Genomic DNA, 13,374 nt, shown 5'->3' with positions numbered 1-13,374 from the left:
TTCCGGATCCGGCGCCGGTGAGTCCGCTCTCCCCACCGCCCCTCTGCTCCCGGGCACCCGCCAGAATCCGTGCCAGCAGCGTCTGCGGTCGGAGGCGGTCCAGCGTCTGGTGGGCCGACCAGCCGTCCGAGCCGGGGGAGCCGTAGCGGCCGAACAGTTCCACGGCCTCGGCGGCGAGTCGGGTGAGGGCGGCCGTGTCGTTCGCGGCGAGCGCCTCGGCGAGCCGCTCGCGCAACTCGTCCCGGTCACCGGCCGACGCGCCCCGCGCCCCCGTCAACTCCCCCACGCCCAGCGGGAAGTACAGCTCGAAAGCCGCGTCGAAGACGGCTCGCTGCCGGTCGGCACGCAGCAGTGCCGCCGCCAGTCCCTCCCTGATCCGCTCACGGTCGGCGAGACCCAGCACCTCCAGCACGGCCGCCGCGTCCACGGTCTCGCCGGGCCCGATCCGTATCCCGTGGCCGCGCAGCGCCCGGACCAGCGCGGTCAGCCGCTCGGCCAGCGGAGAGCCGGGAGAGCCAGGTGAACCTGGAGAGTCAGGTGAGCCGAGAGAGCCGCCAGAACCGGGAGAGCCACTCATACCAGTGTCAGCTTCCGCGCGGCCTTCTCGATGTCGTCCTGGTGCTTGAGGATCACGCCGAGACTGTCCCGGACGACCGTCTCGTCGAGGGTGTCGGCGCCGAGGGCCAGCAGCGTGCGCGCCCAGTCGATGGTCTCGGCGACGGAGGGCGCCTTGCGCAGCTCCATCTCGCGCAGCGCGCCGACCACCCGCACCAGGGAGTCGGCGAGTGCGGCGTCGAGGCCAGGGACCCGGAGCCGGACGATCCGCTGTTCCAACTCGGCGTCGGGAAAGTCGAGATGGAGGAAGAGGCAGCGGCGGCGGAGCGCCTCGGAGAGTTCACGCGTGGCGTTCGAGGTGAGGACGGTGAAGGGGCGCCGGGTCGCGGTGATCGTGCCCAGCTCGGGGACGGTGACCTGGAAGTCGCTCAGCACCTCCAGCAGCAGCCCCTCGACCTCGACGTCCGCCTTGTCGGTCTCGTCGATGAGGAGCACGGTCGGCTCGTCGCCCCGGATCGCGGTCAGCAGGGGGCGGGTGAGCAGGAACTCGTCGCTGAAGATGTCGGAGCGGGCCTCGTCCCAGGCCTCGTCGCGCCCGGCCGTGATGCGCAGCAACTGCTTGGCGTGGTTCCACTCGTACAGCGCGCGGGACTCGTCGATGCCCTCGTAGCACTGGAGCCGGACCAGGCGGGCGGCGCCCACCTGGGCGACGGCCTTGGCGAGTTCGGTCTTGCCGACACCCGCCGGGCCCTCCACCAGCAGCGGCTTGCCGAGCCGGTCGGCCAGGAAGACCGTGGTGGCGACGGCGGTGGAGGCCAGGTAGCCCGCTTCCGCCAGCTGTACGGAGACGTCGTCCACGGAGGAGAAGAAGCCCGTCCCGACGACGTCCGTCCGGCCGCGCCGACCGTGCGGGCCCGGCACAGGGCCTTCGCCTTCGTTCCTCGCGCCGCTGCCGCCGTCCACCACGTTCGTGTCGGTCATGTGGCCCCTCCCGCTCCGCCCGGCGTACGAGGCCCCTCCCCGACACCCTCACCCAAGTTACCAAGCGGTCGCTTTTATCGCGCCTGCGCCACTACGACCATGACCGGTCGCGTCACCCCTACGCCGCCACGACCAGTCGCGTGATCAGGTCCCCCCACCCGCGCTCCAGCCGGTCGAGGGACATACCTCGCCGCTCCACCAGGTGGTCGACGAGGTTGATGTCCAGATAGCCCAGCAGCGTCTGCGCCAGCAGCTCGATGTCTCCCTGCGCCCCGGCACGGCGCAGCAGCATGCACAGGTGGCCGAGGCGGAGCTGGGTGGCCGGGTTGGCGTGCCGGCGGGCGGCGTCCGTGCGGGCGGCGAGGTAGAGGTCGCGATGGGCGTACTCGTGCCGGATGACGGCGGCACCGAAGGCGCGCAGCCGCTCGACGGGGGGCGCGTCCGGCCCGAGCGGGGGCGGGCCGGACAGGAAGGCGGCCTGGAGCTCCCGCTCCTGGTGGTCGAGGAGCGCCACCATGAGCCCGAACCGGTCGCCGAACCGCCGGAAGACGGTGCCCTTGCCCACCTCGGCGGCGGTCGCCACGGCCTCCATGGTCAGGTTGGCGGCTCCGCACTCCGCCGCGAGCCGGGCGGCGACCTCCAGCAGCCGCGTGCGGTTGCGGGCCGCGTCCGCGCGCAGCCGGGGCTGGTCGGGCGCGGCAGAGGTGAGGTTCAGAAGTCCGTCGAGGGGGTCGGGGTCCTGAGGCGCCGGGAAGGGCGGCAGCGACTCTTTCATGAAAAGAGCGTAACGCTCACCACACACAAGTGGACCCCGGTCCGGATAGCTGCTACAAATTTCAACGGACCCCGGTCCGTTTAGCTTCTCCCGCGGGCCCCGGTCCGTCGGCTTTCCTCACGTGTTTCCTACGTGCACATCCTTGCTAGGAGTCAGCTCATGTCCGTACGCATCCTCGCGCTCGTCGGCAGCCTTCGCGCCGGTTCGCACAACCGCCAGCTCGCCGAGGCCGCCGTGAAGCACGCCCCCGAGGGCGTCGAGATCGAGCTGTACGAGGGTCTGGCCGACGTCCCGTTCTACAACGAGGACATCGACACCGAGGCCGCCCTCCCGGCCACCGCCGCCCGGCTGCGCGAGGCCGCCGGCCAGGCCGACGGCTTCCTGCTCTTCTCCCCCGAGTACAACGGCACCATCCCGGCCGTCCTGAAGAACGCCATCGACTGGCTGTCCCGCCCGTACGGCGCCGGCTCCTTCACCGGCAAGCCCGTCGCCGTGGTCGGCACCGCGTTCGGCCAGTTCGGCGGCGTGTGGGCGCAGGACGAGACCCGCAAGGCCGTCGGCATCGCCGGTGCCACGGTCCTGGAGGAGGCCAAGCTCTCCATCCCCGGCTCGGTCGTCCGCTTCGCCGAGACCCACCCGGCCGACGACGCCGAGGTCGTCACCGGCCTCACCGAGGTCCTGAGCCAGCTCACCAGCAAGGCGGGCACCGCCGCCGCCTGAGGTCCCTCCTCAGCCGACACCCCGTCGGGTCCGGGCCACCGCCCGGGCCCGACGTCGGCGTTCCGGCAGCGGCAGCAAGGCGGCGGCCAGCGGCAGCCCGCAGCGGGCCAGTGTTCAGACCGTGACGCCCAACCCCTCCAGCACCACCGCGTTCGGCAGCTCCGCGAACGCCTTCCCCGGCACCAGCAGCTTGCCGCGCCGCCGTCCGCTGCCGACCAGCACGTACGGCAGGTCGACCACGGCCGAGTCGACCAGCACCGGCCACGAGGCCGGCAGCCCGACGGGCGTGATGCCGCCGTACTCCATCCCGGTCTCCCCGGTGGCGGTGTCCATCGACGCGAACGAGGCCTTGCGGGCGCCCAGTTGGCGGCGGACCACGCCGTTGACGTCGACGCGGGTGGTGGAGAGCACGACGCAGGCGGCCAGGCTCGACCCGCCGCCCCGCTTGCCCGCGACGACCACGCAGTTCGCGGACCGTTCGACCAGGTCCTGCCCGTAGTGCTGGACGAACACCGCCGTGTCGGCCCACTCGGGGTCCGTCTCGACGTACAGGATCTGGTCGGCGGGCACACTGCCGGGCCAGGCGCGTACGGCGTCGGCGACCGGGCGGACGAGGTCGTCCAGGCAGTCGGGGGCGGGGGTGGCGTGGTCGAAGTCTCCGATGGGTGCGCGCATGGGCCGCACGGTAACAAAAGCCCGTCTGAGGACGCCCGCCCTGATCCGGTGCCTCAGTGCTTGCCTCAGTGCACGGCGGGTACCGAGACCGTCAGCACCATCTCGGTCGGCACCTCGCCCCGATTGGCGTACTCGTGGGCCGCGCCCGCCTCGAAGGTGACGCTCGCGCCGGCCGGGACCCGGTATTCGGCGCCCTCCACGGTGAGGGTCAGCTCGCCCGCTGTGACATGCGCGATCTCGACCGTGCCCCCGGGGTGCGGATCCGACCGGCTGCCCTCCCCCGGCATCAGCCGCCAGTTCCACATCTCCAGCGGACCGGGTGCCTCCGCACCGGCCAGCAGTCGGCTGTAGCTGCCCGCCTCGGTGTGCCACAGCCGGACCACCTGCTCGGCCGGAACGACCCGGACCTTCGGCCCCTGTTCGTAGTCGAGGAGGGTGGTGATGCTGACACCCAGGGCGTCGCCGATCTTGACGACGGTGCCGAGACTGGGGTTGGTGCGGGCCTGTTCGATCTGGATGAGCATCCCGCGGCTGACTCCGGCGCGCGCCGCCAGGGTGTCCAGGGTGAACCCCCGCTCGGTGCGCCAGCGCTTGACGTTCCGCGCCAGGGACTGGGTCAGCAGGTCGAGATCCGACACGTTCCGTCCAATGTCTCAGTGACAGTCCAACACGTTGAACGAGGTGGGGTGAACCCGACGTTCACCGAACTGTACTGCGGGGACTCCGCCCCTTCAGGGCCGCTGGGCGGACTCCCCCGCGCCCTCCGCGTCCCACTCGGCGAGTGCCAGCAACTGCTCCGGCGTGACCCCGTCGGGGATCGGGACCGGCGCGGGTCGTGCGCCGGTGCCGATCCAGCAGCCGGGCCCGATCGACACCGGATCCATGCGGGGCCACTGCTTGCCGATCGGCTGGTGCGGGTCGTCGTAGGAGTGGTTGGTGGAGGTCACGTACACGTACGGCCCGAAGTAGCAGTCGCTGCCGATCGTGACGGTGGTGTCGGCGATGACATGGCTGCCCCGCCCGAGCACGACCCCGTCCCCGATGCGCAGGATCGGTTCCGCGCCGAGGTCCAGATCGGGCATCAGTCCGGCGGTCAGGGTGACCTGCTCGCCGATGATGCAGTGGGAGCCCAGGTGGATCCACGGCTCACCGAACACCGTGCCGAGGGGAAAGGCCAGCCTGGTATCCGTTCCCATCGCGCCGAAGCGGAAGCGGCCGGGCCGCTCGGCCGTCACCGACCCTGTGCGCTGCAGCCACGCCCAGCCCGCGTGGACGGCGCGCTGCACGAGGCGGCCCCACCAGGACGAGAACGTGTTCTTCTTCGGCACCCGCTCACCGTACTCACCGGGCGGCACCCGCATGACGTCGTACGGCTGTGATCTTCACCCCACGCGACGCGCACCCCATGGCTTACGGTGCGGGTGAGGACTGATCTTCACTCAGTATCTGGAGGCGGCGATGAACCGGCAGCGGGCCCTGATCACGACGTTCCGCGGCAAGAAGCCGGAGGTGGACGAGGCGGCGTTCGTGTCCCCCACGTCGACGGTGATCGGCGACGTGACCCTGCGGCCGGGAGCGAGCGTCTGGTACGGGGCGGTGCTGCGGGCCGAGTTCGAGCCGATCGTCATCGGCACCGACGCCAACGTCCAGGACAACTGCACGTTGCACGTCGACCCCGGTTTCCCCGTCTCGATCGGCGAGCGCGTCTCGATCGGGCACAACGCCGTGGTGCACGGGGCGACCGTCGAGGACGACTGTCTGATCGGGATGGGCGCGACCGTGCTGAACGGCGCGGTGATCGGCGCGGGGTCCCTGGTCGCCGCGCAGGCCCTGGTGCCGCAGGGGATGAGGGTGCCGCCCGGGTCGCTGGTGGCGGGGGTGCCGGCGAAGGTGAAGCGACCGCTCACCGACGAGGAGCGGGAGTTGGTGACGTTGAACGGGACGCACTACACGGAGCTGGCCAAGGCGCACCGGGAGGCGCAGGAGGAGTACGGGGCTTAGGGGGCGGCCCAGAGCCCCTTCGATCGCTCAGTCCGCGGCGGCGACCAGTTCCCTCTCGGTCGTCTCCGCCTTCTCCGCCGCCTTCTTCGCCTTGCGCTTGATCACCAGCATCGAGGTGACGCCGATCAGGACCGCCAGGACCAGGCCCAGCCAGGAGAAGCGCTTGAGCCAGGCCTCGGCGACGACGCCGACGTAGTAGATGACGGCGGTGGTGCCGCCGGCCCAGAGGATGCCGCCGAGGATGTTGGCGACGGCGAAGCGCCAGTAGGGCATCTGGAGGACGCCTGCGAGGGGCCCGGCGAAGATGCGGAGGAGAGCGATGAAGCGGCCGAAGAAGACGGCCCACATGCCCCACCGGTCGAAGGAGCGCTCCGCGACGGCGATGTTGCTCTCGCTGAAGTGTTTGGGGAACCGCCGGTTGAGCTTGGCGAGCAGCGGGCGTCCGCCCTTGCGGCCGATGGCGTAGCCGATGGAGTCGCCGATGATCGCGCCGGCGGTGGCGCAGGCGCCGAGGACGAACGGGTCGATCTCTCCGTGCTGGGACGCGAGCAGCGCGGAGGAGACCAGGATGATCTCGCCCGGCAACGGGATGCCCAGGCTCTCCAGGCCGATGACCAGCCCCACCAACAGGTAGATGCTGAGCGGAGGCACAGTTTCGAGCCACTCCTGGACGTGCAAAGCCGGTTCCTCCCGTGCGAGCGGATCACGTGAATCAAGTGGGGGCAGGCGGTGTTCAGGGCCCCGCCGCGCGCTCTCGACGGAGCGCGCGCCGGGGCAGCCTACCCGCTTACTCGGACGGCGACGGAGTCCTACGGGTTGGCCCACGTGCCCCACCGGTGCTCACCGTGCACGGCCGCGCTCAGTGCGTTGCCGCCCTGCGCGGCCGTGCCGGAGGACGAGGGCCTCCCCGCCTCGCCGGGGATCGCGGGCCGGGGCACCGGGGATCGCAGGCCGGGGCAACCGGAGTCGGGCTCGGCGTCCCGAGGCCTGACGCCGGCGTCCCGAGCGTCGGGCACCGGCGGGCTGGGGTCAGGCGTTGGGGCGCAGGGTCCAGACGACCGTCATCTCGCCGGTCACGGCTCCGTCGGCGCGTCGGATGGCGATGGTGACGGGGAATTCCGGACGCTGTCCGGCGTCGAGTTCGGCGACGACCTCGGCGGCGGAGCGGCCGAGTGTGGCGGTGGCCGTGACGGGCCCCATCGCGAGCTTCCTGTACGCGATCTCCGCGCGGACCGCGAGCGGCACGGCACGGGAGAGCTGGTCCCCGAACGCGGCGAGCACGACGGCCCCGCTCGCCGTCTCCCCCAGCGTGAACATCGCACCGGCGTGCGGCCCGCCGACATGGTTGTGGAAATCGCCCTCGTCCGGCAGTGCCACCACGGCCTTGTCCGGAGTGGTCTCCAGGAACTCCAGCTTCAGCGTCCTGGCCATCGGCACCGTGGCGGCGAGCATCTCGCCGATCGACATCTGGTCTGCGCTCATGGCGCGATGTTACCCACGAGTAGGCCGCCATGACCAGGGCCTCTCGCAGCGCGACGGCGTTCACGTCCGAGAACCCGGCACCTCGGCCAGCGGCCGACCACCTCCCGTCCCCACCTGGGCACGTCGGGTCAAAAGTCGCCGCCCCAGGGCGTTTTGGAGCCGTTCGTCCCGGCCGCGAAGCGGCTTCGTGGACTCCCGTGGCACCCCGCCCCCCGTCGCATCTATGGTTACGAGCCATGTGGCCAGGACAGCAGCAGCCGCCCGGGGGCGAGCACCAACCGCAGCAGCCGAACCCGTACCAGCAGCCGGGGTACGACCAGTCCGGACAGCCGGTCCAGCCGGGATACCAACAGCAGGGGTACCAGCAGCCGAACCCCTACCAGCAACCCGGATACCAGTCGACGGGCCAGCAGGCCCAGTACGGGCAGCAACCGCAGTGGGGCGCGCAGGCCCCCGCGGGCCCGCCGGTTCCGCCGGGCGGAGGCGGCGGCAACCGGACGAAGCTGATCGCGGTCATCGCGGCCACGGCCGTCGTCGTGGCGGCCGGGGTGACGGGCTTCCTGGTGCTCGGCGGTGACGGCGACAAGGACAAGTCGGAGCCCCAGTCGGCCCCCTCGGTCTCCTCGTCGCCGACCGCGTCCGAGAGCACCGAGGACAACCCGCGCGGTGAGGACGCCGGCGCGAAGCCGACCGTCGAGGGCTGGAAGGTCGTCGTCAACCCCAAGTGGGGTACGGCCTTCGACGTGCCCGCCGACTGGGAGGTCCAGTCGCCGGACACCTTCATCGGCTTCGAGGACTCGGAGAAGGGCGACGGCTCGGTCCTCATCGGGATGTCGGCGCCCGCCGTCCTCAAGGAGAGGTACTGCACCTCCGACGACGACAAGGACGGCAACGAGGAGTCGAGTTCCCTCGCCGCCGTGGGCACCAAGGGCCAGCAGGGCGCCAAGGGCACCGAGGACATCGCCCGCAACGACTCGGCGTGGTGGGTCTTCGGCGGTTACACCGACCAGAAGGCCGCCTCCAAGAAGAAGATGACCATCAGCAAGCCCAAGGCCTACACCACGGCGTCCGGCGTCGAGGGCAGTGTCGCGACCACGTACTCGACGGGCGTCGCCAAGAAGGACAAGTGCGACACGGACGGCAAGGCGACCACGTTCGCCTTCAAGAACTCGGCCGGTGACTACGTCTCCTGGACCTTCCACGGCGCCAAGGACGTGACCGAGGAGGTCCCGGACGCCACGGTGCAGAAGATCCTCAGCACGGTACGGCTGTACGGCGACCCGACGGGCGGCTGAGCGAGCGGGCGCACAGCCGCCGCTCGACGACCTCGGCCTCACCTGGCCCGATCCCACCGCATCAGGTGCGGAAACGGTTTGGCAGAAGGTGTCGGGGCGGCGATAGTCGGCGGGTGACCACTCCCGCCGCCCCCCGTCGCCGCCCCGCCTGGGCCGGTCGCAACTACACCCTGCTGACGACGGCCGCGGTCGTCACCAACCTGGGCAGCAACGGCGCCCTGATCGCGGCCGCGTTCGCGGTCCTGGAGGCGGGCGGCGACGGCGGGGACGTCGGCCTGGTCGCGGCGGCGCGCACCCTGCCGCTGGTGCTGTTCCTGCTGGTCGGCGGCGCGATCGCCGACCGGCTGCCCCGGCACCGGGTGATGGTCGCGGCGAACGCCCTCAACTGTCTCTCCCAGGCCGCGTTCGCCGTCCTCGTCCTCACCGGCGAGGCACACCTGTGGCAGATGATGCTGCTCTCCGCGCTCGGCGGCGTCGGCCAGGCGTTCTTCGGCCCGGCCGCCGAGGGCATGCTGCTGTCCTCCGTCACCGCCGAGCAGGCGGGCCGGGCCTTCGCGCTGTTCCGCTTCGCGTCGCAGGGCGCGACCATGAGCGGCGCGGCCCTCGGCGGCGCCCTGATCGCGGTGATCGGCCCCGGCTGGGTGCTCGCGGTGGACGCGGCGGCGTTCGCCCTGGCCGGCGCCCTGCGCGCCTTCCTCGACGTGAGCCACATACCGGAGCGCGGGGCGGGCGGCGGACTGCTCGCGGATCTCCGGGACGGCTGGCGGGAGTTCACCGGCCGTACCTGGCTGTGGGCGATCGTGGTCCAGTTCTCGATGGTGAACGCGGTCATCGTCGCCGCCGACGCGGTCTACGGCCCGCAGGTCGCCCGGGACAGTCTGGGCGGGCCGGGCCCCTGGGGCCTGGCCCTCGGCTTCTTCGGGGCCGGCAATGCCGCCGGAGCGCTGCTGATGGCCCGATGGAAACCACGCCGCCTCCTCTTCGTGGGCGTCCTCTGCGTCTTCCCCTTCGCCCTGCCGTCCGCCGCGCTGGCCGTGCCGGTGCCGATCGCCGCACTGTGCCTGGCCATGTTCGTCAGCGGTCTGTCGATCGAGGTGTTCGGCGTCTCCTGGATGACCGCCCTGCACCAGGAGATCCCCGAGGACAAGCTGTCCCGGGTCTCCGCGTACGACTGGTTCGGCTCGGTGGCGATGGTGCCGCTCGCCGCCGCGCTGGCGGGCCCGGCGGAGAGCGCCTTCGGACGGACGGCGGCCCTGTGGGGCTGCGCCGGGCTGTGCGTGGCCGCGACGGCGGCGGTGCTGTGCGTACGGGACGTACGCAACCTGACCCGGCGCGGCACGACGGTGACCAAGGTCGAGCCCGGCCCCGAGACCGGCGAGGCCGGTTCAGCCGATGCCGAAGGCCCCGTCGGGCGGCTCGGGTGACGGTACGGCGTCCTCCTCGCGCACGGGCGCGGCCCCGCCGATGAACGCGCGCAGCGCCGGACCGTGCTCGACCCGCGCGGGGAAGGCGTCGGCGGCGGTCCGCCGGGCCAGGGCGGCGATGTCGGGCGGCTGGTGGGCGGCGACCAGCACGGCGTTCCCGAACCGCCGGCCGCGCAGCACGGCAGGCTCGGCGATCAGCGACAGCTCCTCGAACACCGTTGCCAGTGTGGCCAGTTGGGACCGCAGATAGGCGAAGGGCGCGGCGTCGGCCAGGTTCGCGAGATACACCCCGTCCGCGCGCAGCACCCGTGCGACGGCCCGCGCGTACCCCACGGTCGACAGATGCGCCGGAACCCGTGAGCCGCCGAACACATCGCCCACGAGGACGTCGGCGGAGTCGGCGGGGGCCGCTTCGAGCCATTCCCGCGCGTCCGCCGCGTGCAGCGCGATCTCCGCGTCGCCGGGCGGCGGCAACTGCTCGACGACGAGGTCCAGCAGGCCCCGGTCGTACTCGACGACCCGCTGCCGGGACCCGGGCCGGGTGGCGGCGACGTAGCGGGGCAGGGTGAGCGCGCCACCGCCGAGATGCACCACGTCGAGCGGCAGCCCCGGCTCCGCGACCGTGTCCAGCACGTGCCCGAGCCGCCGCGCGTACTCGAACTCCAGGTGAGTGGGCTCGTCGAGATCGACGTACGACTGCGGTGCCCCGTCCACGGTCAACAGCCAGGCCCGTTCCCGGTCGACGTCGGGCATGAGCTTGGCGGTGCCCCGGTCGATGGCCCGGGACACGGGTATGGCTTCGTTCACGCTCCCCATTCTGGTGCAGGGAACGCCCCGCGACGGGCGCGGGGAACCGCGCGACCGGCCGGGTGCCGGCCGGCGGTCCCCCGCCCACGGCGACCGTCTACTGAACGGCCGTCACGGTCCCCGCCCCGACGGTCCGGCCGCCCTCACGGATGGCGAACCCGAGCCCCGGCTCCAACGGAACCTCCCGGCCCAGCTCCACGCTCATCGTGACCCGGTCCCCCGGCCGGGCGACGGCGACCTCGCCGAGGTCGATGTCCCCCACCACGTCGGCCGTCCGGATGTAGAACTGGGGCCGGTACCCACTGGACACCGGGGTCGTGCGACCCCCCTCCCGCGCCGAGAGCACGTACACCTGCGCGGTGAAGTGTCGCCGGGGCTCGACGCTGCCGGGCGCGGCCACGACGTGCCCGCGTCGGACGGCGTCCCGTCCCACCCCGCGCAGCAGCAGCGCCACGTTGTCCCCGGCCTGCGCCTCCTCCATGGGCTTGCCGAAGGTCTCGACGCCGGTGACGACGGTCTCGATCCCGGCGCCGAGCACCTCGACGCGGTCGCCCACGCGGATGGTGCCGCGCTCGACGGCCCCGGTGACGACGGTCCCCCGCCCGGTGATCGTCAGCACGTTCTCCACGGACAACAGGAACGGCGCGTCCAGGTACCGCTCCGGCATCGGGACGTAGGTGTCCACGGCGTCCAGCAGCGCGTCGATCGAGGCCGTCCACCGCGGGTCCCCTTCGAGCGCCTTGAGCCCGGAGACCCGGACGACGGGTACGGAGTCACCGCCGTACCCGTGCGCGGTGAGCAGCTCGCGGACCTCCAGCTCGACTAGGTCGGTGAGCTCCTCGTCCCCCGCGTCGGCCTTGTTGAGGGCGACGACGATGTGGTCGACGCCCACCTGCCGGGCGAGCAGCACGTGCTCGGCGGTCTGCGGCATGATCCCGTCGAGCGCGGAGACGACGAGGATCGCCCCGTCGAGCTGCGCGGCGCCGGTGACCATGTTCTTGACGTAGTCGGCGTGGCCTGGCATGTCGACGTGCGCGTAGTGCCGGGTGTCGGTCTCGTACTCGACGTGCGCGATGTTGATGGTGATGCCGCGCGCCGCCTCCTCCGGGGCGCGGTCGATGCGGTCGAACGGGACGAACGTGCCGGCCCCGCGCTCGGCGAGGACCTTGGTGATGGCGGCGGTCAGGGTGGTCTTGCCGTGGTCGACGTGACCCATCGTGCCGATGTTGAGATGCGGTTTCGTACGGACGTAAGCAGTCTTGGACATGGCGGTACCTCGAAGCCTCTTCAGCGGTACTGGGTGATGGGCCCGGCGGCACGGAACGGCGGCCGGGACGGGGACCCCGAGGTCTTGCCGACCCTCCCCCTGCGGGGTCCGCCGGAATGTCCGGGAAGGGTCAGCTTCGGGCGCCGTCCGCGGCGGCCACGACGATCAGAAGGGCAGCCTTCGGGGCATCCGCGCCTGTGGCGGATGCGGCGAGAGCGAAGGCGTGCCGGAACATGACGTCGATCATCGTCGACAGGTCGGCGCGCGTCGAATGGTTTTCGGTACGCGGGAGTTCCGGGAGGGAGCGGAAGAGAGATGCTTCACAGGACGTCGCACGAGGTGAACGGTGCGCGGGTCGGGCCCGTGGTCCGGAAGGCGCAGGCGGCACGGCGTGCGGTGCCCGGCGGAGGTCCGGGCACACCGTGCCCGACATGGCTGTTGTTCCGTTCGCTGTGACGCCCGTGAGACGTTCCGTACGGCATACACGTACATGGGTCGGTTACCGTCGTCGAATGCTCGATGCCACCACCCGCTCTGGGGGCACCGCCACGGTCCTTCCCCGGACCGCCGCCACGGAGCTCGCCGTCGCCACACCCGTCACGGTCCCGGCCCTGCCCCCGGGCCGCGCCGCCCGCTGGGGCAGAGTGCTGTTCTCGCCGTGGGCGCGGTTCTCACTGCTCGTCGCGCTGCTCCTGGCCGCCGTGTCCACGGTGCTGCTGTTCGAGCCGCAGCGGCTGCTGGCCGACGGCTGGCCGCCGCAGCTGGGCGGTGCCGCCGCGGCCGTGGTGTTCGCGGTGGCGTACGGGCTCTGCACGGTCGCCTTCGTCCCCCGCCCGATCCTCAACATCGCGGCGGGCGCCCTCTTCGGCTCCCAGCTCGGTCTGGCGTCGGCGCTCGCGGGCACGGTCCTCGGCGCGGGCCTCGCCTTCGGCCTGGGACGGGTCCTCGGTCAGGACGCCCTGCGTCCGCTGCTGCGCCACCGCTGGCTGAAGTCGGCGGACGGCCAGCTCAGCCGCCACGGCTTCCGCTCGATGCTGGCGGCCCGTCTGTTCCCCGGGGTGCCCTTCTGGGCGGCCAACTACTGCGCCTCGGTCTCCCGGATGGGCTACCTGCCGTTCCTCCTCGCGACCGCGCTGGGCTCCATCCCGAACACCGCCGCGTACGCCGTGGCCGGCGCCCGTGCCTCGTCCCCGACGTCCCCGGCCTTCCTGATCGCCATGGCCTGCATCGCGGTCCCGGCCCTGATCGGCGCGACGGTGGCCTGGCGCAAACGCCACCACCTGCGGACCCGCTGAGGTCCCCGGGGGCCTGTCTTTTATAACACCCCCCGCGCCCCCGACAAGGCCAAAACCCTGTTTGGCGTCTCTTTGTTTAAAAAAAAAGAAAGAAGAA

The 13,374-nt window shown here is 71.9% G+C and carries 14 protein-coding genes and 1 pseudogene; 5 read left to right on the top strand and 10 right to left on the bottom strand.

Annotated elements, in window-relative coordinates; all coding sequences use genetic code 11:
- The 3 genes and pseudogenes from P1P70_RS28860 to P1P70_RS28850 all read right to left on the bottom strand — a co-directional run.
- Positions 1-577, bottom strand: a pseudogene (locus tag P1P70_RS28860) (hypothetical protein); the annotation flags it as partial.
- Positions 574-1,536, bottom strand: coding sequence for a MoxR family ATPase (locus P1P70_RS28855; RefSeq protein WP_319242814.1), 963 nt, complete (start codon positions 1,534-1,536; stop codon positions 574-576). The pseudogene P1P70_RS28860 and the gene P1P70_RS28855, both read right to left, overlap by 4 nt.
- A 118-nt stretch (positions 1,537-1,654) precedes the next feature.
- Positions 1,655-2,311, bottom strand: coding sequence for a TetR/AcrR family transcriptional regulator (locus P1P70_RS28850; protein ID WP_319242812.1), 657 nt, complete (start codon positions 2,309-2,311; stop codon positions 1,655-1,657).
- A gap of 159 nt (positions 2,312-2,470) precedes the next feature.
- On the opposite strand from P1P70_RS28850, the gene P1P70_RS28845 reads away from it, so the two are divergent.
- Complete coding sequence (locus P1P70_RS28845; RefSeq protein WP_319242810.1) at positions 2,471-3,031, top strand: NAD(P)H-dependent oxidoreductase; 561 nt, start codon at positions 2,471-2,473, stop codon at positions 3,029-3,031.
- Between the two features lie 114 nt (positions 3,032-3,145).
- Here the strand turns inward: P1P70_RS28845 and P1P70_RS28840 are convergent, their stop codons facing one another.
- The 3 genes from P1P70_RS28840 to P1P70_RS28830 all read right to left on the bottom strand — a co-directional run bounded on the left by P1P70_RS28840 (position 3,146) and on the right by P1P70_RS28830 (position 5,067).
- The gene (locus P1P70_RS28840) at positions 3,146-3,706 is read right to left on the bottom strand and encodes a YbaK/EbsC family protein (RefSeq protein ID WP_319242808.1); all 561 of its coding nucleotides are present in this window, start codon (positions 3,704-3,706) and stop codon (positions 3,146-3,148) included.
- A 65-nt stretch (positions 3,707-3,771) separates the two neighbouring features.
- Positions 3,772-4,344, bottom strand: coding sequence for an XRE family transcriptional regulator (locus P1P70_RS28835; protein WP_319242806.1), 573 nt, complete (start codon positions 4,342-4,344; stop codon positions 3,772-3,774).
- A 93-nt stretch (positions 4,345-4,437) separates the two neighbouring features.
- On the bottom strand, positions 4,438-5,067 hold the full coding sequence (locus tag P1P70_RS28830) for an acyltransferase (protein WP_319242804.1): 630 nt from the start codon (positions 5,065-5,067) through the stop codon (positions 4,438-4,440).
- Positions 5,068-5,164: 97 nt separating this feature from the next.
- On the opposite strand from P1P70_RS28830, the gene P1P70_RS28825 reads away from it, so the two are divergent.
- Positions 5,165-5,707, top strand: a complete 543-nt coding sequence (locus tag P1P70_RS28825) for a gamma carbonic anhydrase family protein (protein WP_319242802.1) — start codon at positions 5,165-5,167, stop codon at positions 5,705-5,707.
- A gap of 27 nt (positions 5,708-5,734) precedes the next feature.
- Here the strand turns inward: P1P70_RS28825 and P1P70_RS28820 are convergent, their stop codons facing one another.
- Entirely contained in the window at positions 5,735-6,385 is a 651-nt protein-coding gene (locus P1P70_RS28820; protein WP_319242800.1) for a DedA family protein, read from the bottom strand.
- A 351-nt stretch (positions 6,386-6,736) separates the two neighbouring features.
- On the bottom strand, positions 6,737-7,174 hold the full coding sequence (locus P1P70_RS28815) for a DUF4442 domain-containing protein (RefSeq protein WP_319242816.1): 438 nt from the start codon (positions 7,172-7,174) through the stop codon (positions 6,737-6,739).
- 251 nt (positions 7,175-7,425) lie between these two features.
- On the opposite strand from P1P70_RS28815, the gene P1P70_RS28810 reads away from it, so the two are divergent.
- Together P1P70_RS28810 and P1P70_RS28805 are read left to right on the top strand one after the other, a co-directional pair.
- The gene (locus P1P70_RS28810; protein WP_319242798.1) at positions 7,426-8,484 is read left to right on the top strand and encodes a hypothetical protein; all 1,059 of its coding nucleotides are present in this window, start codon (positions 7,426-7,428) and stop codon (positions 8,482-8,484) included.
- Between the two features lie 113 nt (positions 8,485-8,597).
- Positions 8,598-9,908 (top strand): MFS transporter, encoded by a 1,311-nt coding sequence (locus P1P70_RS28805; protein ID WP_319242796.1) that lies wholly within the window; start codon positions 8,598-8,600, stop codon positions 9,906-9,908.
- Here the strand turns inward: P1P70_RS28805 and P1P70_RS28800 are convergent.
- Together P1P70_RS28800 and tuf are read right to left on the bottom strand one after the other, a co-directional pair.
- Positions 9,870-10,715, bottom strand: coding sequence for a fused MFS/spermidine synthase (locus P1P70_RS28800; RefSeq protein ID WP_319242793.1), 846 nt, complete (start codon positions 10,713-10,715; stop codon positions 9,870-9,872). The genes P1P70_RS28805 and P1P70_RS28800 overlap by 39 nt on opposite strands.
- A 97-nt stretch (positions 10,716-10,812) precedes the next feature.
- Complete coding sequence (tuf, locus tag P1P70_RS28795) at positions 10,813-11,982, bottom strand: elongation factor Tu (protein ID WP_319242791.1); 1,170 nt, start codon at positions 11,980-11,982, stop codon at positions 10,813-10,815.
- Positions 11,983-12,494: 512 nt separating this feature from the next.
- Between tuf and P1P70_RS28790 the strand changes: the two genes are divergently transcribed.
- Positions 12,495-13,277 (top strand): TVP38/TMEM64 family protein, encoded by a 783-nt coding sequence (locus P1P70_RS28790; protein WP_319242789.1) that lies wholly within the window; start codon positions 12,495-12,497, stop codon positions 13,275-13,277.
- Positions 13,278-13,374 lie beyond the last annotated feature (97 nt).

The organism is Streptomyces sp. MB09-02B (assembly GCF_033794485.1).
Lineage (GTDB): Bacteria > Actinomycetota > Actinomycetes > Streptomycetales > Streptomycetaceae > Streptomyces.
Note: the sequence above shows the minus strand (reverse complement) of the source record. Positions and strands in the feature narration are given on the sequence as shown.

Excerpts from the sequence above, each read along its gene's own strand:
- P1P70_RS28815 (WP_319242816.1), bottom strand. The coding sequence starts at position 7,174 with ATGTCGATCGGCGAGATGCTCGCCGCCACGGTGCCGATGGCCAGGACG.
- P1P70_RS28790 (WP_319242789.1), top strand. The coding sequence starts at position 12,495 with ATGCTCGATGCCACCACCCGCTCTGGGGGCACCGCCACGGTCCTTCCC.
- tuf (WP_319242791.1), bottom strand. The coding sequence starts at position 11,982 with ATGTCCAAGACTGCTTACGTCCGTACGAAACCGCATCTCAACATCGGC.
- P1P70_RS28825 (WP_319242802.1), top strand. The coding sequence starts at position 5,165 with ATGAACCGGCAGCGGGCCCTGATCACGACGTTCCGCGGCAAGAAGCCG.
- P1P70_RS28845 (WP_319242810.1), top strand. The coding sequence starts at position 2,471 with ATGTCCGTACGCATCCTCGCGCTCGTCGGCAGCCTTCGCGCCGGTTCG.
- P1P70_RS28810 (WP_319242798.1), top strand. The coding sequence starts at position 7,426 with ATGTGGCCAGGACAGCAGCAGCCGCCCGGGGGCGAGCACCAACCGCAG.
- P1P70_RS28855 (WP_319242814.1), bottom strand. The coding sequence starts at position 1,536 with ATGACCGACACGAACGTGGTGGACGGCGGCAGCGGCGCGAGGAACGAA.
- P1P70_RS28850 (WP_319242812.1), bottom strand. The coding sequence starts at position 2,311 with ATGAAAGAGTCGCTGCCGCCCTTCCCGGCGCCTCAGGACCCCGACCCC.
- P1P70_RS28830 (WP_319242804.1), bottom strand. The coding sequence starts at position 5,067 with ATGCGGGTGCCGCCCGGTGAGTACGGTGAGCGGGTGCCGAAGAAGAAC.
- P1P70_RS28840 (WP_319242808.1), bottom strand. The coding sequence starts at position 3,706 with ATGCGCGCACCCATCGGAGACTTCGACCACGCCACCCCCGCCCCCGAC.